Origin of the sequence: Microbacterium sp. GbtcB4 (genome assembly GCF_019091465.1) — a bacterium.
In the GTDB taxonomy this organism is placed as follows: domain Bacteria; phylum Actinomycetota; class Actinomycetes; order Actinomycetales; family Microbacteriaceae; genus Microbacterium; species Microbacterium paraoxydans.
The window spans coordinates 104,235-123,093 of sequence record NZ_JAGXJJ010000010.1 but is presented as its reverse complement, the minus strand read 5'-3'; the positions used below and the strand labels follow the sequence as shown (position 1 = coordinate 123,093).

Here is an 18,859-nt window from a genome sequence, read left to right as displayed (position 1 = left end):
ATCCCATGACGGACGATCCAGATCTCGGGTTCGTGGCCGGCCTCACGTATCGCTCGGATTCTCCTGATCTTCTCGCTTGTCGCGTCAGGATCCAGGTCCGCGGCGAGCATCGCGTCCGTCCCATGGGTGCTGTAGCGCTCCCCACGCCCTTTTCCGACGTAGAACGGAACGCCGGACTCCGGATCGACGAGCATGTAGACGTAAAGGCCCAGCTCGTCCGCGACTTGGCGGCGTATCTGTGCGTTCACTTGAGTGCTTTCGGGCATGGGTGCTCCTTCAGGCCTGGGGTGCCGGGCGCCATGCTATCGCCCAGCGCACGAGGCTCGTGAAGCTCGCCGAACCCGCGGCCGGAGCGAGGTCTGGATCCCACTCGGTTCGCCTGGGAGAGTGGTGGGATGCAGCAGGCAGAGACGAGTCGACCGCGGCTCCTGAGGAGAGCCCTGCCGGCGGTCGTCGTCGTGCTCGTGACATGGCTGCTCCTCTGGCTGGCTCAGGGAGTGCCGACCGTGTGCGCCCTCGCGTTCCCCTGCCCCACGCCGGACGTCCGTGTCGCCCCGGCCCTGCTCTTCGGCGGGCTGTTGCTCGTGCCGACGGTCGTCCTGCTTCTCACGTCCGGATCGCGCCACGGGCGGAGCGGAGTCCGCGCTGTCGCGTGGGTGCTCCTGGTCGGCATGGCCGTCGTGGGCCTCGGCGCGGTGCTGTTCTCGGGCGGCTTCAGCATCGGTCTCGGTCGCTGACGTGCGACGGCTCAGCGCCGTACACCCGCGTCCGGCCCGTGGCGATCCTCGAACGCACGGAGCGCGCGCCTGGCGCGGCGGGTCTCGACGATACCGACGACGATCCCGGCGGCGAACACGATGATGCTGAGAACGCGCCACAACCCGGCGGGCGCATCGAGGAGGAACGCGACCGTCCAGCCCACCGTCATCACCGAGGAGAACACGATCGCGTAGACGCCCCAGTTCCGCCGCCGTTCCAGTGCCATGCGCTGCTGGATGAGCGACGGCTCAGGTCCGCCCGCGGGCTCGCTCATACCCGGAGCGAGGTACCCGCGCCGCTCGCGGCCGGAACCGGGACCGCAGCGCCGGAGCGGGTGCGGAACCACAGGGTGAGCTCGAACAGGGCGCGCTCCATGGTGGAGGTGTCCGCGCCGTCGACGAGGTCGTCGAAGGAGTCGCGGAAGCCCGTGGGGGCGGCGGTGCTCCCCGTACGGAACGACCGGTAGCCCATCGACCAGTCGGAGAAGAGCCGGGCGGTGATCGGCGTCTCCAGCAGGATGCGCATCGCGCGGTGTCGTGGATCGTCGGCGATCGAGTCGACGAGTCGGCGCACGGCCTCGACCGGTCCTTCGAGGATCTGGAGGAAGCGCCCGTCGCGGAAGAGGAGGAGGCCCGTGATGTCGCGCGCCGCGTTCGACCGGCGGCACTGCTCGAGGAGCTGCTCCAGAGCGGTCTCACGGAACGGCTGTGCCGCCGTGCTGGTGTAGACGAGGCGGAGCAGCCCGTCGGCCCTGGCCGCCGTCACCCCTGCACCAGCTCCGGGGTGCCGAGGGCGGCATCGCCCTCCGAGGGGCCGGCGTGGGCGACGACCTCGGTGGTCGCGTCGCTCAGCGTGGCGTGCAGACCGAGCGGCTGCGCGGACGCGGAGAACGCGGCGAAGCGGCCGTCGGGCTGACGGTCGACGTAGCCGAGGAAGTCTCCGCCGCGGCTTCCGACATGGAAGCCGTCCTCGACGCACGCCCAAAGGACATCCGATGCGGGGTGGGGGGAATCAGGCACGGCTCCACCCTACGGCGGGCGGCCGACATCGCCTCGGGCCTTGCGCTGACCCGCCTCGATATGGCACACGCACCGAACGCCGCCTCAGTCGCCGGCGCGCGGTCGTCCCGGCTCCCGCCAGCGCGGCGGCACCGGGGCCGGGGTGAGCGGCTCGACGCGGTCCGGCGTCGGCAGGCTCGACGGAACGCCGGCATGCAGGACGAGCTCCTCGCCGGCGTGCCGGATCGTCACCGGTTCGCCGGCGCTCAGCCGGTAGGTCGTCTCCGCCGGCGTGATGTCGACGTGCAGGATGCACCCGTGCAGCCGCACCCCGAACGCGAGACGGGTCACCCCGTCCGGGAGCTGGGGCCGGAAGGACAGGCCGTCGTCTCCCTCCCGCATGCCTCCGTAGCCGGCCGTGACTCCCGTCCAGATGCCGGCGAGGGCCGCGATGTGCAGTCCCTCGTCCGTGTTGCCGTGGAGGTCGTCCAGATCGAGGGCCGCGAGCTCCGCGAGGTACGCCGATGCCAGCTCGAGGTGACCGACCTCGGCGGCGATCACGGCCTGCGCCGCCGCGGAGAGGGACGAGTCGCGCACGGTGAGGGCGTCGTAGTAGGCGAACGCCCGCGCCTTCTCCTCCCAGGTGAACTCCTCGTGAGAGGTGTAGAGCGCCAGAACGAGGTCGGCCTGCTTCAGCACCTGCTTGCGATAGAGGTCGAAGTAGGGGAAGTGACTGTGCAGCGGATACTCGTCGGGGCCGGTGGCGTCGAAGTCCCAGCGGGCGTGCGCGGTGAACCCCGCCGACTGGGAGTGCACCTGCCGCTCCTTGTCGTAGAGGACGGTCATGGCATCGGCAGCGGACTCCCACTCGGCGATCTCCTCGTCGTCCGCACCGAGATGGGCGGCGACGTCCGGGTGTCGTCGCGCGGCCGCCGCCGCGCCGCGGAGGTTCCGGCGCGCGGAGAGGTTGGTGTAGACGTTGTCGTCGACCACGGCGGTGTACTCGTCCGGACCGGTGACACCATCGATGTGGAAGCCGCCGGTCTCGTCCCACCGCCCGAGGGACGCCCACAGACGAGCCGTCTCGACGAGGATCTCGGTTCCCGCCTCCCTCTCGAAGTCGCGGTCGCCCGTCGTGCGGACGTAGTGCATCACGGCGCCCGCGACGGCGGCGTTGATGTGGAAGGCGGCCGTACTCGCGGGCCAGTATCCGGAGCTCTCGCGTCCGTCGATCGTGCGCCAGGCGAAGGACGCGCCGCGCAGGCCGAGCGTGCGCGCCCGCTCCCTGGCGTGATCCAGCGTCGCGTGACGCCACCGCAGTGCCTGGAGCGCGGCATCGGGAGCGGTCGAGGTGAGCACGGGGAGCACGAACGCCTCGAAGTCCCAGAACGTGTGGCCCTCGTAGCCGGAACCCGTCAGGCCCTTCCCCGGTACGGAGCGGGATTCGGCTCTCGCCGATGCCTGGAAGACCTGGAACAAAGCGAAGCGGACGGCCTGCTGCAGCCGCGCATCGCCGTCGATACGGACGTCGCCGCACTCCCAGTACCGATCGAGGACGGCACGCTGTCCCGCAACGAGCGCGTCCCACCCCAGGCGAGCCGCTTCCTCCACGGCCTCCTCCGCGCGGTCACGCAGCGTCTGCGGTGCGAGGGATGCCGACCACTCGTGTCCGACGAGTTTGACGACCTCGAGCTCCTCGCCGGGGGCGAGGTCGACGCGGATGCGGGTTCGCGACAAGTCGTCGTCGACCTCGGTCGTCACCTCAGGAGCGCCCTGCCCGGAAGCCTGCACGAGATGGTCCGTGCTCACCGCCACATGCAGACCGCTGCGGCGGGTGCGGTGCAGCAGCGTGCTCCGCGCGCCGCGCTCCGATGCCGCGACGGTCTCCAGCGGACGGGCGAGGAGTTCCTGCACCCGCGGATCGTCATGGGTCACGGGCAGCGGCTCGTTCGCGAGCACCTCGGACAGCACGGTGATCGCGAGCGGGGCGTCGAGCGCCTGCACCCGGTAGCGCACGGCGGCCAACGACCGGTGCTCGAGAGAGACCAGACGGGTCGTGGCGATGTGCACCCGACGCCCCTCCGCGGACTCCCAGTCGACCTCCCGGTGCAGCGTGCCTTCGCGAAGGTCGAGGCGGCGGGCGTGGGCGTGGACCGTCCCATGCTCGACGTCGAACGGCTCGTCGCCGACCAGCAGGCGGATGAGCTGCCCGTTCGGCACGTTGATCACCGTCTGGCCGGTCTCGGGGTACCCGTAGCCGTCCTCGGCATGCGGCATCGGATGTTCCTCGAACACGCCGTTGAGGTAGCTGCCGGCGACACCCCGCGGATCGCCCTCATCGAGATTGCCCCGCCAGCCGATGTGGCCGTTGGAGAGACCGAAGACGGACTCCTCCTGCGCGAGATGGGCCGCGTCGACGCTCTCGATGCCGACCGCCCACGGCTCGACCGTGAAGCGCGCCGTCATCGGCGCGCCCCGGCCCCGAGGCTTCTGTCCGAGGAGGAGCTGAGGATGCCGAAAAGCATGGAGTTCCCTTCTGCCGGAGACCGTGTGCCTCGACGGTATCCGCGCCGATGCACCGGCACGAGGGAGTTGCGCCGCGTCGACCCGGTCAGGTAGGCGGTCGGCGACGCGAGCGGCGCCAGGGCGCGAGCACCGCGCCGAGGAGGCCGACGACCGCTGCGGTCCGCCACCCCGGGTGCACCCGCAGCCAGGTGCTGACGCTGCCGCGTCCGCGGTGCGGCAGCCCGCCGCGCTGCTCGGTGTCGCGGAGCGGACCGACGAGGTTCCCGAACTGCGCCGGAGCGGCGTCGGCTGTGTGCATCATCCGCGGCCCGAACCGGCCGAGGGCGGCATCGAGCACGCCCGGCATGACACGCTGGACCCCGGTGAGCAGCAGGGCGCCGCCACCGACGTGGATGGTGCGTGCGGGATGCGCGGCGGCATGGAGGATCGCTCGTGCCACGGACCGCGGACGGTAATGCGGATGCGGCCCGCTCGGCCGAAACGCCATCCGGCTGCGGGCATGACGGTAGATCGGTGTGTCGATGACGGCGGGTCGGACCACCGTGATCGTGACCGGCGCGCGCTCGGCACGCAGTTCACGGCGCAGCGCGTCGATCGCTCCTTCCAGCGCGTGCTTGGAGGCGGCATACGCGCCGTGCCACGGCATCGCCACCACGGCCTCGGCCGAGCTCACGACGATGATCGTCCCTCCCGAGCGCCGGAGCGCCGGCAGCGCCGCCTGGACGCCGTTGAGCTGTCCGATGACGTTGATGTCGAGGACGCGACGGAACTCCTCCGGCGAGGTGTCGGCGACCGGGGCGTAGAGGAGCACACCCGCGTTGCCGACCCAGGTGTCGATCCGGCCGAACGCGTGCGTGATCTGGTCGACCGCGTCCTGCACCGCCCGGCGGTCGGAGACGTCGCACACGATCCCGCGGACGTCCCCGCCTTCCGCGGCGATCTCCTCGACCGTCTCGGTCAGCGCCTGCCCACCGCGGGCGAGCAGGACGACGGATGCCCCCGCTCGCGCGAAGCCGAGGGCCGCCTCCCGGCCGATGCCGCGGGAGCCGCCGTTGACGACGACCACCTGGGCGTCGAGGGGCGGCCGCCGTGCGCGTATGCGCGGCGACCGCCCCTTCCGCGAGAACGATGGCGGCATCTCACTCCTTGTGGAGCGCGTCCTGCGCGGCGCCGGCCACCTTCTCCACGACGTTCGGCAGCTCGGTCGTGCCGTAGAAGCGCGAGTCGGGGTGGGTGGGCGGGGGCATCTCGGCCGTGGTCGTGGGGCCCTCGTGGTAGCTGAACTCGCCGTATCCGTCCGGCGTCGGTCCGGATGCCCACGTTCCCTCCGCGGCGGCAGGGCCGTCACTGAAGTTGAGGTACTGGTACGACACGTCGCGGTGCTCCTTGGACAGCGGGAAGTTGCTGGGCACGGGCAGCTTCTCGGCGCCCTCGACCTTGAGCTCCTCCGCGGCGGCGAGCCACTGGTTCTGGTGCATGGTGTCGCGCGCCAGCAGGAAGCTCAGCAGATCGCGCACGCCATGGTCGTCGGTCATGTGGTAGAGCCGGGCGACCTGCACCCTGCCCTGCATCTCGGCGTTCGCATTGGCCATGAAGTCGGCGAGGAGGTTGCCGCTCGCGGTGATGTACGAGCCCTGCCACGGGTTGCCGTTGCTGTCCACCGGGCGGGCGCCGGCACCGGCGACGATGCCCTGCTGCACGTCCGTGCCGCCGACGATCGCCGCGACCGTCGGGTCGTCCTGCACGGCATCCTCCGTGATGCCGAGCGGGGACTTCTCGAGGAGCTGCGCGATCATGACCGCGAGCATCTCGACGTGGCCCATCTCCTCGGCCCCGATGCCGAAGACGAGGTCGCGGTACTTGCCGGGGATGTGCATGTTCCACGCCTGGAACTGGTACTGCAGGGCGACGGTGATCTCGCCGTACTGCCCGCCGAGGACCTCCTGCAGCTTGCGGGCGTACACGGCGTCCGGGGCCTCGGGCGTCGCGGAGAATTGGAGCTCCTGTCGATGGAAGAACATATCGAGCCTCTCTCTTCTGGGGATGGGCTGGCCATGCAACGCCCGGTCGGCCGATCCACTCAGGGCCTTTCCAAACCCGGAGTCGCCTGGGACAATCACACTCGGCACGTGAGGTGCCGCGCCGGTGTTAGCCGGTCGGCGGCAGCGCCGTCAACCCCCGCCCTCCTCGGCGTCCCCCCGGGCATGCTGTGGGCATGGGGGATCAGACGGCAGCCGCGGACGACGCGATCGGCGCGTTCCTCGAAGCCCGTCGGGACGAGATGGTCCACCGACTCTCCGCCTGGGTCGAGATCCCTTCCGTGTCGGCGGACCCCGAGCGTCGCATCGACGGCGTGCGGTCGGCCCATTGGATCGCCGCGGAACTGCGGGACGCGGGCTTCACGACGACGCTGCTCCCCGCGGGCGATGCGGTGACCGTGTTCGCCGAGCGGGAGGGCGCGCCCGGGGCGCCCACCGTGCTCGTCTACACCCACCACGACGTCCGTCACGCCAAGCCGGAGGAGTGGAGCGAGACCGCGCCGTTCATGCCGGTGCTCCGAGAAGGACGGCTCTACGGGCGCGGGGCGTCGGACGCGAAGGGTCAGGCGCTCGCGCACGTCTGGGCCCAGCGGGCGCTCGCCGCCGTGGACGGCCCCGATGCGGGGGTGCATCTCAAGCTGCTCGTCGACGGTGAGGAGGAGATCGGCTCCCCGCACCTCAAGAACCTCCTGGAGGCCGACCCCGATCGGTTCGCGTGCGACCTCGTGGTCTTCTCGGACACCCTGCAGTGGGAGGTCGACTCCCCGGCTCCGGTGACCTCGATGCGCGGGACGCTGACCGCGACGCTCACGGTGCAGGGGCCCGACCGGGACGTGCACAGCGGCGCCGCCTCCGGCGTGACCGTGAATCCGGCCCTCGTCCTGTCCCGGGTGCTCGCGCAGCTGCACGACGAGGACGGAGGCATCGCGATCCCCGGCTTCCATGACGGCGTGGCCCCGCTCAGCGACGAGCGGGCCGCGGAGCTCGACGCGCTGCCGTTCGACCCGGACGACTGGACGCGGCGTACCGAGACCAGGGTCATCGTGGGGGAGAAGGGGTTCACCCCGAAGGAGCGCCTGTGGGGGCGCCCGGCCATCGAGGTGATCTCGCTGCTCGCCGGTGACCCGGAGGGTATCGAGCGCTCCGTCATCCCGCGGGAGGCCAGGGCCTCGCTGAGCATCCGGACCGTCGCCGACCAGCGCAACCATGACGTCGCTGACGCGCTCCGCGCCTTCATCGCCGACGTCATGCCCCGGGAGGCGACGTACCGTCTGGAGCTCGACGAGGACATCGCGCAGGAGCCGTATGTCTCTCCTCCGGGGCCGTATCGGGATGCGCTGGAGCGCGCTCTCGCCCTCGGGCACGGCCGGCCGATCCAGGGGCGGATGGGCAATGCCGGGGGAGGGCCGGCCGAGCTGCTGTCCCGGGAACTCGACGCCCCGGTCGTATTCCTCGGAACGGGGCTGCCCGAGGACCACTGGCATGCGAGCGACGAGAGCATCGATCTGCGCATGCTCGTCCGCGGCGCCGCGACCCTCGCGCATCTGTGGCGCGAGCTCGCCGCCGCCTCATGACTCCGCCGGGGGATGCGAGGAGGAGGCTCGTCCCCCGGCGGGCTACGCTGGACGCAGGCGCCCCCGCCCGGTGCCCGGTCGCAGGAGCCCGGCGCGGACGACGCCTGCGAACCTGACACCGACGGCTTGAGGAGAACGACGCCGATGACCGACACCCAGACCTTCGAGCCCGAGGGCCGCGCCATCCCGTTCGTCGACGAGGGCGACGGGCCGGTCAAGCTCGTGCTCATCCAGGAGCGTGGCCTGGCCGCCGACGTGCTCGGTGTGGTCGGTCACTACCTGGCCGAGGAGGCCGGATTCCACGTCGTGCGGATCGGCCATCGCGCGGATGACGCCGACACGTCGATCGAGGACCGCGTCGCGGACGCGCTCGCCGTCATCGACCACATCGGCCTCGGCGACACGTGGATCGGCGGACACGGCTTCGGCGGCACGATCGCGCGGTCGTTCGCGCTGGCTCATCCGGAGCGCGTGAACGGTCTCGCACTCCTCGGCGTGGAAGAGGTGGAGACGCCCCTCGCCCCGGTGATCCCGGTGCTGCTGATCCAGGGGACGGCCGACGAGGTCACCCCGCCCGCGAACGCCGAGAGCCTGCGCGCCACGGCTCCGGAGCGCGCCAGCATCAAGGTCGTCGAGGGCGGGGATCACCTCTTCCCGATGACGCACCCCATCGAGACGGCCGTCGTGCTCGAGGAGTACCTGGACTGGGACTGAGGGTGACGCCGCGGGTCAGAGGTCGCTGAAGTCGTTCGCGGGGACCATGATCTGCGTGACGGTGTCGCCGTCGAGCACGAACATCGTGTAGATGATCCCGGTGGAGCCCGGGCGGGTCAGGGACTCGGTGTCCGGGACCTCGCGCCCGCCGAGCCCGAGCTCGCTCGCGGTCTCCGGGTCCTCCGCATCCGTCAGCGCCCAGGCATCGGCGGCGCGGAGCTCGGCGCGGGTGCTGCCGACGCGGAATCCGTCCTCGGTGGCGATCGGGAGGCCCGCGACCTCGGCGGCGGTGACGGAGACGCTGGCCGGGGCCTCGCCCGTGCTGTCGGCCAGGACGCGCAGCCCCTCCCAGTCGTACGCCTCCAGCGTGGAGGCCTCGCCGGGGAAGATCTCCACGCCCTCCGGCTCGGGAAGCTCGCCGGTGACCTCCTGGAGGAGCTCGAGGAGGGCGGCGGAATCCGTGTAGTCAGCGCTCCGCTCTTCCGCGCCGGTGACCGTCAGACCGTCCAGCGACACGACGATGTGCGCGGAGGTGGTCTCCGTCGGCGTCGGCGACGGGCTGGAGACCTCCGAGGGACGAGGGGACGCGGACGGCTCGGCTGAGGTCGCGGGAGCGCAGGCCGTCACGGCGAGCGCGGTGGCGGCGAGGGCGAGAAGGAGGGAAAAGGGTCGTCGCATGGTCCCGATGCTAGAGCGCTCGGGGCCGCCGCCGAAGGTGGCGCGGTTCTCGTTATCGGACCGTGCTCGGAGACGGACGGACGCCGCGGCCGAGGCGGCCGCGGCGTCCGAAGTCTGAGGTCTCAGGCGACCTGAGGGAGCACGGCGAAGGACACGGAGCCCTCGTCGTCCACGCCCGCGTCGAGGACCTTGTCGTCGAGCGCGGAGGCGGCGGCCTCGTCGAGGAACAGGCGCGTGCCCGAAAGCTCGACGACCTGGTCGGCGGGCTCCGGATCGGCGGTCACGGCGACGGCGAGACGGGCCGCGCCCGTGTCGTCCTGCGCCTCGGCGGTGTGGATGCGCAGCCCGGCGGCCGGCGCGTCGTTCTGCCGACTCACGAGGGTCGACACGATGGCGGTGGCGTTGTCGGTGAGGGTGAGCACGAGCTCTCCTTTCCGGTTGGGGCATGACGCGGTCGCGACATGTCCCGGCTACGATTCCCCATCGCCCCGGATCCCCTCGACCCCCTTGCGCAGACGGGGGCGCTGCCCTTAACCTCGCAGCCGCTTGCGCAGGAACACCTGGGCGGTGCCGTCGCCCTGCGGCACCCGTTCGCGCTCCTCGTAGCCGCAGGACTCGTACAGCCGGATGTTCGCTTCGCTGAGGCTTCCGGTGAAGAGCTCGGCCTCGCGGGCGTCGGAGGCCTGCTCCGCCGCCTCGAGGAGCTTCCGGCCGATGCCCTCGCCCTGCATGTCGGGAGCGATCGCGATCCGTCCGATCAGGAGCAGGTCGTCGTCCTCGACGAACCGGATGGCTCCGACCAGGCGGCCGTCGATCCGGGCACCCAGGCCGCGCTCCGAGGTGAGCTCGGCCTCCATCTCGGCGAGCGTCTGGGTCAGGGGCGGCATGTCGACGCTCCCGTAGATCGCCGCCTCCGACACGAAGGCCGCCCGCTGGATCGTGAGCACCTCGCCGGCATCCGCCGCGGTCAGAGGGGCGACCACCACCTCGGGTCGATCCTCCTGTGCTGCTGCTGTTCCCACTGTTCCGCCTCTCTCGATGGCCCTGTCGCCTTCCTCACGTTCAGGGGTGCGACCGGCGGGTGTCAACCCCCTCGGAACGGGCCGCGCGGCGGGCTACCGTGCCGGGAGGAGGTCACACCATGGCAGACACGAAGACCAAGAAGTCCGGCAGCTCCAGCAGCAAGAACGGGGCGGCGAAGGCGGGCGTCAAGACCACCCGCCAGCAGAACGCGGAGAAGGGGTTCACGGCATCCCCGACCCTCGCGGCGAACCTGCAGGCCGTGCTCGTCGATCTGCTCGAACTCTCGCTGCAGGGCAAGCAGGCGCACTGGAACGTCGTCGGACGCAACTTCCGCGACACCCACCGTCAGCTCGACGAGATCATCGAGGACGCCCGGACGTTCAGCGACACCATCGCGGAGCGCATGCGCGCGCTGCACGCCGTCCCCGACGGCCGCAGCGCCACGATCGCGAAGACGACCACGCTGCCGGAGTTCCCCACCGGCGAGGTGTCCACGACGGAGACCATCGACCTCGTCACCGCGCGCCTCGAGGCCGCGGTCGGGACGATGCGCGACGTGCACGACGCCGTCGACGAAGAGGACCCGACGTCCGCCGATCTGCTGCATGCCGTCATCGAGCGGCTGGAGCAGTTCGCCTGGATGGTGAGCGCGGAGAACCGCAGCCCTGCCGGTCGCTGATCGACCCGCTGTCGGACCGCCGCCCTCGTCGCGCTCACGCCGCCGGGGGCGGCGGTCCGTCGTGTGACCGCGCCCGGGATCGGGCGCGCCGCAGCAGGCCGGGCAGCGCCATCCACAGTCCGACGACGAGCACGAGGGACGCGATGAGCGCGACGATCCCGGCGGTCCGGCTGACCGTGAAGTCGACGATGAGGGTCGTGACGCCGATCGTGAGGGCGCCGATCACGAACAGATCGATCTTCACCAACCGCGCCGCCGTCCGGACGAGCTCGGGCTTCAGCCGGCTGCCGAACAGAGCCCGGTGGATGCCGACGGGGGCGAGGGCGAGGATCGTCGCGAGAGCGGCGAGGGCCACGAGCACGACGTACAGGTCGCGCTGGAACTCGTCCATATCGGTGAAGCGCGGCTGGAACGCGACCGCCAGGAGGAAGCCGGTGAGGATCTGCGTGCCGGTCTGCATGACCCGCAGCTCCTGCAGCAGCTCCTCCCAGTTGCGGTCCGCGCGCTCATTCGGGGTCTCGTCGCGACCGTCATCGCGGTCGTCGCGCTCGTCCGCGTCGCCACGGGGTTCTGCTCTCATGGCGATAGTCTCGTGGGCACGATCCGCCGCTGTCCAGGACCTTGCGCGGCCCGGCGGACAGGCCTCAGGAAAGGACCCCGGATGACGCTGCCCCCGATCGACGAATGGTGGCCGGAGCTGTCCGACGAGGCGCGCCGAGCGGTCATCGGCAGCGGCTCGCGGCACCTCGATGAGGACGTCCGCGAGGAGATCCGGGAGATCACCGGAGCGGTGGTCGGGATGATCGAGTCGCTGTCCGACGACGACCTCGCGTATGCCCGAGACCACGCGCCCGCAGAGGAGTGAGGCGTCAGCCCTCCGGCCGCTCGGCCGTCTCCTCGCGCAGCCGCGGCTCCGTGCGGCGCTCCGGACGCACGCCGTGCTTGTCGGCGTAGAACGCGCGGATCCGGTCCATGTCGGCGGCCACGTCTCCCGTGAGGTCGATCGTCGGCCCGAGGCCGGTCGTCATGGTGTGGCGGTCGACGAAGCCGAGGGTGACCGGCATGCCGGTGGCACGCGCGATCCGGTAGAAGCCGCTCTTCCAGTACTCGTTGCCGCCGCGGGTGCCGTCGGGGGTGACGACGAGGCCGAACACGGTCCCGGCGTGCACCTGCTCCACGACCTCGCCGACGATGCGCGCCGGATCCGCCCGGTCGACGGCGATGCCGCCGAGGCCGCGCATGATCGGGCCGCGCCAGCCGCGGAACAGGCTCTTCTTACCCAGCCAGTGGACCTCGATGCCCAGCCGCCAGGCGATCGCGAGCATGAGCACGAAGTCCCAGTTCGAGGTGTGCGGGGCGCCGATCAGGACGGTCGGACGCGTGGGGGCGGCGTCGGCGACGAGGGTCCACCGGCTGACGGCCCAGTACACGCGGGCGAGGAATCGTCGGAGCATCCGTCCAGATTAAGGGGAGCGGCCTATCGATCGCCTGGCGGGCCGGTCGCGGAGGCGTGCGTGAGCGCCGCGGCGAGTGCGGGATCCAGCCCGCGGACGTCCTCGACGGGGACGGCGAGCGCGAGCAGTGCCCTGCTGAAGTAGTTGCGCGCCGCCGCCGCCAGGGTGATGTCCACGATCTGCCGGTCGCTGAACCCGGCCTCGCGCAGCTCCTGCGTCTCCGCATCGGTCATCGCCGACGGATCGGTCGACAGGCGTGCGGCGAAGCGGATCACGACCTGCTCCTGATCCGTGAAACCGCTGTCGTCTCCGGCGGCGAAGGCGGCGAGTCCTTCCTCGTCGACGACTCCGGCGCGGAGGGAGCGGCGGCCGTGGGCGAGCAGACAGTGCGCGGATCCGAGGGCCCGCGCCGCCCCGAGGGTCGCGGCCTCGTACACGCGGACGCCGATCGACGGGACGACCGCACGGACGAGCGCCTCGAACGCGGCGTGGGCTTCGGGGTTCACGGCCATGGCCCTGGTGTGTGCGAACACGATGCCGTCGTCGGCGAGGTCGCTCTCGTACATCGCGGCGACGTGGCCGGTCGCGGTGGCCCGCTCGGGAGGGTGGATGATCATGGCGCCTCCTCGGCTCCGGGGGCGCGGCGAGGGTGCGCACCCCCTCGCCGGGAACGATACGCCGCTCTCGGGTCGGAGAGAAGAGCGTGCGGCGCCCGGTGCTCCTGGCAGGCGTACGATCGAGGGATGACCGAATCGAAGCAGGAGAACACCGGGCAGGACGCGCCGCTCGGGCTGCAGCCGCTGCCGGGTGCGATCGAGCTGCTCGACGGCGATGCCGCCGGCTACTGCAGCAACGGCGTCTGCCACATCCCCGCCCCCAAGGAGCGGTGAGCAGCAGACGCCGTCGGTGTCTCTGCGCGGTCAGTGACCGCCGTGCGCCGCATCGCCGATGTCGTCGGCGGGCTTGCGCACCAGCGGGCTGAGCGCGACCGCCGCGAGCGAGATGATCGCCGCGATGAGGAACGCCGTCCGCGCACCGGGGGCACCCGCCACCGCCCGCGACAGGCCCTCATCCTCGCCGGCGTGCAGGATGGCCGAGTACGTGACCGTGAGCAGCGCGACACCGGCCGCGCCGCCGACCTGCTGCAGCGTGTTCAGCACCGCGGAGCCGTGCGAGTACAGCGAGCGGTGCAGCGACCCCAGCGACGAGGAGAACAGCGGCGTGAACGACATCGCGAGGCCGACCGACATGGCCGCCTGCACGACGATCAGCAGCCACCACACGGTGTGCTCGCCGACCGTCGAGTAGAAGAAGAGCGAGGCCGAGACGAGGATCGTGCCGGGGATGAGCAGCGGTCGGGTGCCCTTCGCGTCGTACACACGACCCATGATCGGTCCGAGGAGGCCCATCAGCACCGAACCGGGGAGCAGGATGAGGCCCGACTCCAGAGCGCTGAGTCCGGCGACGTTCTGCAGGTACTGCGGCAGCAGCGTGAGCGTGCCGAACATCGACAGGGCCAGGATCGTCATGATGATGACGGCCAGCGAGAAGTTCGCCGAACGGAACACGCGCAGGTCGAGCAGCGCGTCGTCCACCCGCTGCAGCACGAGCTGGCGCCAGACGAAGAGGGCGAGCGAGACGGCGCCGACGACCAGGGCGATGACGCCGGTCGTGCCGCCCGCACCGCCTTCGCCGCCGAACTGGCTGAGGCCGAAGACGATGCCGCCGAAACCCAGCGCCGCGAGCGGGATGGACAGCACGTCGAGCGGAGCCTTGCGGGTCTCGCCGAGGTTCGTCATCCACTTCGCACCCATGCCGAGCGAGATCAGGGCGATGGGCAGCACGATCGCGAACAGCGCACGCCAGTTGAACGCGTCGAGCACGGCGCCCGCGAGCGTCGGGCCGATGGCGGGCGCGAGCGAGATGACGAGGCCGACGCGACCCATCATGCGGCCGCGCGACTGCGCCGGCACGACGTTCATGATCGTCGTCATCAGCAGCGGCATCATGATGCCGGTGCCCGCCGCCTGGATCACGCGGCCCACGAGCAGCACGGAGAAGCCGGGCGCCACGAGCGCCACGAGCGTGCCGAGCGAGAAGGCCGTCATCGCGGCGATGAAGACCTGCCGCGTCGTGAAGCGCTGCAGGATGAAGCCGGTGGTCGGGATGACCACCGCCATGGTGAGCATGAACGCGCTCGTCAGCCACTGCCCGAGCTCGGGCGGGATGCCGAGATCGGTGTTCAGGTGCGGGATCGCGATGCCCATCGTCGTCTCGTTGAGGATGGCGACGAAGGCGGCGACGAGCAGCAGCCAGATGACCCGCATGTCCTTGCGGGGGATGCCCCCGCTCGATGCGGGGGGCGTCGTGATGGAGCCGGTATCGACGGCAGACATGGGCGGCCTCCAGGGCATCGGAGAGAAGAGGGAGGTGCGAGAGTTCGCGAGAGTCATTCAGCGTAACGGGTCGGGCGGACATTTCATTCCGAAATCTGGGATATCGCTGAACGCCGCGGGAACGGAGCCCGTGTCCTCGGGGGTGACTACGCTGGCGCCATGAGCATGGGCGGGATGGGCGGTGGTCCGCGGGGCGGTTTCCGCGGCGTGGACGAGGACGCCCAGCGTCGGCTCAATGCGGAGGCTCCGAAGATCGACGGCCTCGGCACCCGGGTCGTCGCCCTGTTCAGCGCCTACCGGTGGCGCATCCTCTTCACCGGTGTCCTCGTGGTGCTCGGCGCCGGCATCGCGGTCATCCCGCCGCTCCTCGTGCAGCGCATCTTCGACGACGCGCTGTTCCCCGTCGACGGCGGCGGCCCCCACCTCTCGCTGCTCGGCGTGCTCGTCGGCGCGATGGTCGGCCTCTTCCTCTTCTCGGCGGTCCTCGGAGTCGCACAGACCTGGCTCACGGCGACGGTCGGCAACAGCGTCACGGGCGATCTCCGGGTGCGGCTGTTCGAGCACCTGCAGGCCATGGAGCTCGGCTTCTTCACCCGCACGAAGACCGGCGTGATCCAGTCCCGGCTGCAGAACGACGTCGGCGGCGTCTCCGGCGTGCTGACGAACACCGTCACCAGCATCCTCGGCAACGCCGTCACGGTGATCGCCTCGCTCGTGGCGATGATCCTCATCGACTGGCGCCTGACCCTCATCGCCGTCGTGCTCATGCCGTTCCTCGTGCTCGTGCAGCGACGCGTGGGACAGGTGCGGGCACGCATCGCGGGGGAGACCCAGGAGTCGCTGTCCGAGCTGACCTCGATCACCCAGGAGACCCTGAGCGTCTCGGGCATGCTGCTGTCCAAGGCGTTCAACCGCCAGCGCACCGAGTCCGAGCGCTACCAGCAGGAGAACCGCAACCAGGTGCGCCTCCAGGTGCGCCGGGCCATGAGCGGTCAGGGCTTCTTCGCGGTCGTCCAGGTCATCATGGCGAGCGTCCCCGCCGTCATCTACCTCGTCTCCGGATACCTCATCGCGGGCGGGACGGGAGCGATCACCGCGGGGACGATCGTGGCCTTCACGACGGTCCAGGCGCGGCTGCTCATGCCGCTCATGGGGCTCATGCGGGTCTCGCTCGACCTGCAGACCTCGTCCGCGCTGTTCGCCCGCATCTTCGAGTACCTCGACCTCGTCCCCGAGATCACCGACGCCCCCGATGCGATCACCGTGGCGCAGGCGCCGGGTCCGCGCGGACGCATCGAGTTCCAGGACGTCGTGTTCCGGTATCCGGATGCCGCGGCCGATTCGCGTCCCACGCTGCACGGGGTCTCCTTCGTGGCCGAGCCCGGGCAGCACGTCGCCTTCGTCGGGCCCTCCGGCGCGGGCAAGACCACGATCCTCTACCTCGCGCCTCGACTGTACGAGGCCAAGGGCGGCGCGGTGCTGTTCGCGGGGGCGGACGTGCGCACCCTCACGCAGGAGTCGATCATCGACGATGTGGGCATCGTCTCCCAGGAGACCTACCTGTTCCACGCGACGATCCGGGAGAACCTCCGCTACGCGAAGCCCGATGCGACGGACGAGGAGCTGGTCGCCGCCTGCACCGCGGCCAACATCCACCACATCATCGCGGGCTTCGAGAAGGGCTACGACACGGTCGTGGGGGAGCGCGGGTACCGGCTCTCCGGTGGCGAGAAGCAGCGCATCGCCATCGCGCGCGTGCTGCTGAAGGACCCGCCGGTGCTCCTGCTCGACGAGGCGACCTCCGCCCTGGACACCGTGTCCGAGCGCGTGGTGCAGGAGGCCCTCGACGAGGCGGCGAAGGGGCGCACCACCCTGTCGATCGCGCACCGCCTGTCGACGGTCATGGGGGCGGACGTCATCCATGTGCTGGAGGCCGGGCGCATCGTGGAGTCCGGCACCCACGCCGAGCTCCTCGCGCAGGGCGGCCTCTACGCCGAGCTGGCGGCGCAGCAGGTGGCCGCGTCGCGCGTGCTGGACGCCGAGATCGAAGCGGAGGCCGAGGAGGAGGCCGCGATCCGCGGGGGCGTCGGAGAAGGCGTCGACGCTGGTCTCGCCGCGCGCCGTGCCGACCGTGTGCCGGAGGACTCCACCGCAGCCGATGCCGTCGTGGCGCTGACGACGGGCGTCCCGCTGCCGACGGCATCGAGTGCCGATGCGCGGCCGCGCCCGACCGACGGGTGACGACGGCGAGGCTCAGTGGACGGAGAGCCCGCCGTCGATGAACAGCGACTGGCCGGTGACGTAGGCCGAGCCCGGGCCCGCGAGGAAGACCGCGGCCGCCGCGAAGTCCTCCGGGAGGCCGTTGCGTCCGATCATCGTCCGGGCCGCGAGGGCCGCGATCGTGGCGGAGTCCTCCTGCAGGCGGGCGTTCAGGGGCGTGAGGACGAATCCGGGGACGAGGGTGTTGCTCGTCACCCCGGTACCGCCCCAGGCCTCGGCCTCCGAGCGCATGAGCGACTCGACCGCGCCCTTGGAGGCGCCGTAGACCCCGCTGCCCACGAATGCCCGGTGCGCCTGCTGCGAGCTGATGTGGATGAGTCGCCCGTACCCGCGCGCCGCCATGCCCTGCGCCCAGCGTTGACCGAGGAGGAACGGGGCGAGCGCATTGACGGTCATCGTCGCGTCCCAGTCCGCCTCGGTGATCTCGGCGTAGGGCGGACGGATGTTGATGCCGGCGGAGTTGACGAGGATGTCCGGCTCGCCGAAGGGGACGGCTGCGGCCTCCGCGACCGCATGGATGCCCTCGCGCGTGCTCAGATCGCCGACCACGCCCGCGGCCCGGCACCCCTGCGCGGTCAGGTCCTCGACGGTCTCGGCGATGCGCTCCGCGCCGCGGGCGACGATCACCGTGGCCGCGCCGGCCCGGGCGAGCGCCGTCGCGATGCCGCGACCGATGCCCGAGCTGCCGCCGGTCACGACCGCGGTGCGGCCGTCGAGCGCGAAGAGCGAGGAGAGGTAGTCGGTCATGCGGGGGTCCTTCCGGCGGGGCTCACCACGCGAGGGCGGCGGCGAGGGTGGGGTCGGGGCGGGCGTCGGCGAACTCGGGAAGGGCACGCAGCTCGGCCAGGAACGCGGAGACCTCCGCCGCGTAGGCGGGATCGGGATGGGTGTCCGCGATCTCCCGGAGCGGAGCGACGTCCATCGCGAGGATGAGGTCGAGCCGGGCGGTCACGGCGGCGTGCGCGCCTGCCTCCTGCAGCACGCGGATGCCGCCGCGGAGCGCGGCGAGGTAGTCGCGGAGCACGGGGAGCTGCGCCTTGCTCTGGGTGATCGAGGTGCCGTCCGCTCGGACGCGCCAGCGCGCCACGACGTCGGGCAGCACATCGAAGGTGCGCGCCCGGGTGTACATCGTCTGCGCGACGACCTGGTCCTCGTAGGCCACACCTTCCGGGAATCTCAGGTCGGACCACATCTCCGTGCGGCTCACCTTGGACCACGCGACGATGTTCGACACCGCCTGCGGGTGCTCTGCGAGGGTGGTGCCGAGGCGGGCCGGAGAGGTCGCCGCGGCCACCCACGGCTGCACGCGGCCGGGCACGTATCCTCGCCCCTGGGGACGCAGTCGCACGTAGGCGCCGGCGGCGAAGTCGCTCCCCGTGCGCTCGAGCGTGCCCACGAGCGTCGCCAGCGCGTCCGGCATCAGCTCGTCATCCGCGTCGAGGAAGCCCGTGAAGGGCGTGTCGACCCGTGTGAGGCCGACATTGCGCGCGGCGCCGAGCCCGACGGAAGTCTCATGCCGCACCACGGTGAAGCGGGCGTCCCTCGTGGCGGCGTCGGCGAAGATCGCTCCGGTGTCGTCGGTGGAGCCGTCGTCGATGAGGATGGCACGCCACCGCTCGTCCGTCTGCGCGCGGAGGGAGTCGAGGGCGGCGGGGGCGAACGCGGCGATGTCGCGTCCTGGCACGATCAGCGTCACGATCGGGGTGGGGGCGGTCACTCCGCCGAGTCTAGAGCCGTCC

At 71.3% G+C, this 18,859-nt stretch carries 22 protein-coding genes and 1 pseudogene; 7 read left to right on the top strand and 16 right to left on the bottom strand.

The window, feature by feature from the left end; genetic code table 11:
- Window positions 1-266, bottom strand: a pseudogene (locus KVS71_RS15820) (hypothetical protein); the annotation flags it as partial.
- A gap of 129 nt (window positions 267-395) precedes the next feature.
- Here KVS71_RS15820 and KVS71_RS15815 point away from each other — a divergent pair.
- Window positions 396-737: a hypothetical protein gene (locus KVS71_RS15815; RefSeq protein WP_217584990.1), complete on the top strand. Its 342-nt coding sequence runs from the start codon at window positions 396-398 to the stop codon at window positions 735-737.
- Between the two features lie 11 nt (window positions 738-748).
- Here the strand turns inward: KVS71_RS15815 and KVS71_RS15810 are convergent, their stop codons facing one another.
- The 6 genes from KVS71_RS15810 to KVS71_RS15785 all read right to left on the bottom strand — a co-directional run bounded on the left by KVS71_RS15810 (window position 749) and on the right by KVS71_RS15785 (window position 6,304).
- Window positions 749-1,033 carry a hypothetical protein gene (locus KVS71_RS15810; protein WP_217584989.1) on the bottom strand — a complete coding sequence of 95 codons (285 nt, stop codon included), beginning with the start codon at window positions 1,031-1,033 and terminating at the stop codon, window positions 749-751.
- Window positions 1,030-1,524 carry a BLUF domain-containing protein gene (locus tag KVS71_RS15805; RefSeq protein WP_060923505.1) on the bottom strand — a complete coding sequence of 165 codons (495 nt, stop codon included), beginning with the start codon at window positions 1,522-1,524 and terminating at the stop codon, window positions 1,030-1,032. The genes KVS71_RS15810 and KVS71_RS15805 overlap by 4 nt, the downstream gene beginning before the upstream one ends.
- Window positions 1,521-1,778 carry a hypothetical protein gene (locus KVS71_RS15800; RefSeq protein WP_060923504.1) on the bottom strand — a complete coding sequence of 86 codons (258 nt, stop codon included), beginning with the start codon at window positions 1,776-1,778 and terminating at the stop codon, window positions 1,521-1,523. Before KVS71_RS15800 ends, KVS71_RS15805 begins: the two co-directional genes overlap by 4 nt.
- Before the next feature lie 84 nt (window positions 1,779-1,862).
- Window positions 1,863-4,223: a glycoside hydrolase family 65 protein gene (locus tag KVS71_RS15795; protein WP_083371039.1), complete on the bottom strand. Its 2,361-nt coding sequence runs from the start codon at window positions 4,221-4,223 to the stop codon at window positions 1,863-1,865.
- 145 nt (window positions 4,224-4,368) lie between these two features.
- Window positions 4,369-5,421 (bottom strand): SDR family oxidoreductase, encoded by a 1,053-nt coding sequence (locus KVS71_RS15790; RefSeq protein WP_217584988.1) that lies wholly within the window; start codon window positions 5,419-5,421, stop codon window positions 4,369-4,371.
- A gap of 1 nt (window position 5,422) precedes the next feature.
- Window positions 5,423-6,304, bottom strand: a complete 882-nt coding sequence (locus tag KVS71_RS15785) for a manganese catalase family protein (protein ID WP_217584987.1) — start codon at window positions 6,302-6,304, stop codon at window positions 5,423-5,425.
- Between the two features lie 194 nt (window positions 6,305-6,498).
- On the opposite strand from KVS71_RS15785, the gene KVS71_RS15780 reads away from it, so the two are divergent.
- Both KVS71_RS15780 and KVS71_RS15775 read left to right on the top strand, forming a co-directional pair.
- Window positions 6,499-7,896, top strand: a complete 1,398-nt coding sequence (locus tag KVS71_RS15780) for a M20/M25/M40 family metallo-hydrolase (protein WP_217584986.1) — start codon at window positions 6,499-6,501, stop codon at window positions 7,894-7,896.
- Window positions 7,897-8,040: 144 nt separating this feature from the next.
- Complete coding sequence (locus tag KVS71_RS15775) at window positions 8,041-8,610, top strand: alpha/beta hydrolase (protein ID WP_217584985.1); 570 nt, start codon at window positions 8,041-8,043, stop codon at window positions 8,608-8,610.
- Between the two features lie 15 nt (window positions 8,611-8,625).
- On the opposite strand, the gene KVS71_RS15770 is transcribed toward KVS71_RS15775, so the two are convergent.
- The 3 genes from KVS71_RS15770 to KVS71_RS15760 all read right to left on the bottom strand — a co-directional run bounded on the left by KVS71_RS15770 (window position 8,626) and on the right by KVS71_RS15760 (window position 10,310).
- The gene (locus KVS71_RS15770; protein ID WP_217584984.1) at window positions 8,626-9,288 is read right to left on the bottom strand and encodes a hypothetical protein; all 663 of its coding nucleotides are present in this window, start codon (window positions 9,286-9,288) and stop codon (window positions 8,626-8,628) included.
- Window positions 9,289-9,410: 122 nt separating this feature from the next.
- Entirely contained in the window at window positions 9,411-9,710 is a 300-nt protein-coding gene (locus tag KVS71_RS15765; RefSeq protein ID WP_060921362.1) for a hypothetical protein, read from the bottom strand.
- Window positions 9,711-9,818: 108 nt separating this feature from the next.
- Entirely contained in the window at window positions 9,819-10,310 is a 492-nt protein-coding gene (locus tag KVS71_RS15760; RefSeq protein ID WP_368874969.1) for a GNAT family N-acetyltransferase, read from the bottom strand.
- A 119-nt stretch (window positions 10,311-10,429) separates the two neighbouring features.
- Here KVS71_RS15760 and KVS71_RS15755 point away from each other — a divergent pair, with 119 nt between their 5' ends.
- Complete coding sequence (locus KVS71_RS15755) at window positions 10,430-10,990, top strand: Dps family protein (protein ID WP_060921360.1); 561 nt, start codon at window positions 10,430-10,432, stop codon at window positions 10,988-10,990.
- A gap of 34 nt (window positions 10,991-11,024) precedes the next feature.
- On the opposite strand, the gene KVS71_RS15750 is transcribed toward KVS71_RS15755, so the two are convergent.
- On the bottom strand, window positions 11,025-11,570 hold the full coding sequence (locus tag KVS71_RS15750) for a DUF6328 family protein (RefSeq protein WP_105949495.1): 546 nt from the start codon (window positions 11,568-11,570) through the stop codon (window positions 11,025-11,027).
- Between the two features lie 81 nt (window positions 11,571-11,651).
- Between KVS71_RS15750 and KVS71_RS15745 the strand changes: the two genes are divergently transcribed.
- Window positions 11,652-11,855, top strand: a complete 204-nt coding sequence (locus KVS71_RS15745) for a hypothetical protein (protein ID WP_025102919.1) — start codon at window positions 11,652-11,654, stop codon at window positions 11,853-11,855.
- Between the two features lie 4 nt (window positions 11,856-11,859).
- Here KVS71_RS15745 and KVS71_RS15740 read toward each other — a convergent pair whose 3' ends face one another.
- Both KVS71_RS15740 and KVS71_RS15735 read right to left on the bottom strand, forming a co-directional pair.
- Window positions 11,860-12,444: a 1-acyl-sn-glycerol-3-phosphate acyltransferase gene (locus KVS71_RS15740; RefSeq protein ID WP_060921358.1), complete on the bottom strand. Its 585-nt coding sequence runs from the start codon at window positions 12,442-12,444 to the stop codon at window positions 11,860-11,862.
- 23 nt (window positions 12,445-12,467) lie between these two features.
- Window positions 12,468-13,061, bottom strand: a complete 594-nt coding sequence (locus KVS71_RS15735) for a carboxymuconolactone decarboxylase family protein (RefSeq protein WP_217584983.1) — start codon at window positions 13,059-13,061, stop codon at window positions 12,468-12,470.
- A gap of 126 nt (window positions 13,062-13,187) precedes the next feature.
- Between KVS71_RS15735 and KVS71_RS15730 the strand changes: the two genes are divergently transcribed.
- Window positions 13,188-13,334: a hypothetical protein gene (locus tag KVS71_RS15730; protein ID WP_167627859.1), complete on the top strand. Its 147-nt coding sequence runs from the start codon at window positions 13,188-13,190 to the stop codon at window positions 13,332-13,334.
- 30 nt (window positions 13,335-13,364) lie between these two features.
- On the opposite strand, the gene KVS71_RS15725 is transcribed toward KVS71_RS15730, so the two are convergent.
- A complete protein-coding gene (locus tag KVS71_RS15725) occupies window positions 13,365-14,840 on the bottom strand; it encodes an MDR family MFS transporter (protein WP_217584982.1) in 1,476 nt (491 codons plus the stop codon).
- Between the two features lie 165 nt (window positions 14,841-15,005).
- On the opposite strand from KVS71_RS15725, the gene KVS71_RS15720 reads away from it, so the two are divergent.
- Window positions 15,006-17,081 (top strand): ABC transporter ATP-binding protein, encoded by a 2,076-nt coding sequence (locus KVS71_RS15720; RefSeq protein ID WP_217584997.1) that lies wholly within the window; start codon window positions 15,006-15,008, stop codon window positions 17,079-17,081.
- Between the two features lie 12 nt (window positions 17,082-17,093).
- On the opposite strand, the gene KVS71_RS15715 is transcribed toward KVS71_RS15720, so the two are convergent.
- Together KVS71_RS15715 and KVS71_RS15710 are read right to left on the bottom strand one after the other, a co-directional pair.
- Entirely contained in the window at window positions 17,094-17,867 is a 774-nt protein-coding gene (locus KVS71_RS15715; protein ID WP_217584981.1) for an SDR family oxidoreductase, read from the bottom strand.
- Between the two features lie 22 nt (window positions 17,868-17,889).
- A complete protein-coding gene (locus KVS71_RS15710; protein WP_217584980.1) occupies window positions 17,890-18,837 on the bottom strand; it encodes a glycosyltransferase family 2 protein in 948 nt (315 codons plus the stop codon).
- Between the last annotated feature and the right edge of the window lie 22 nt (window positions 18,838-18,859).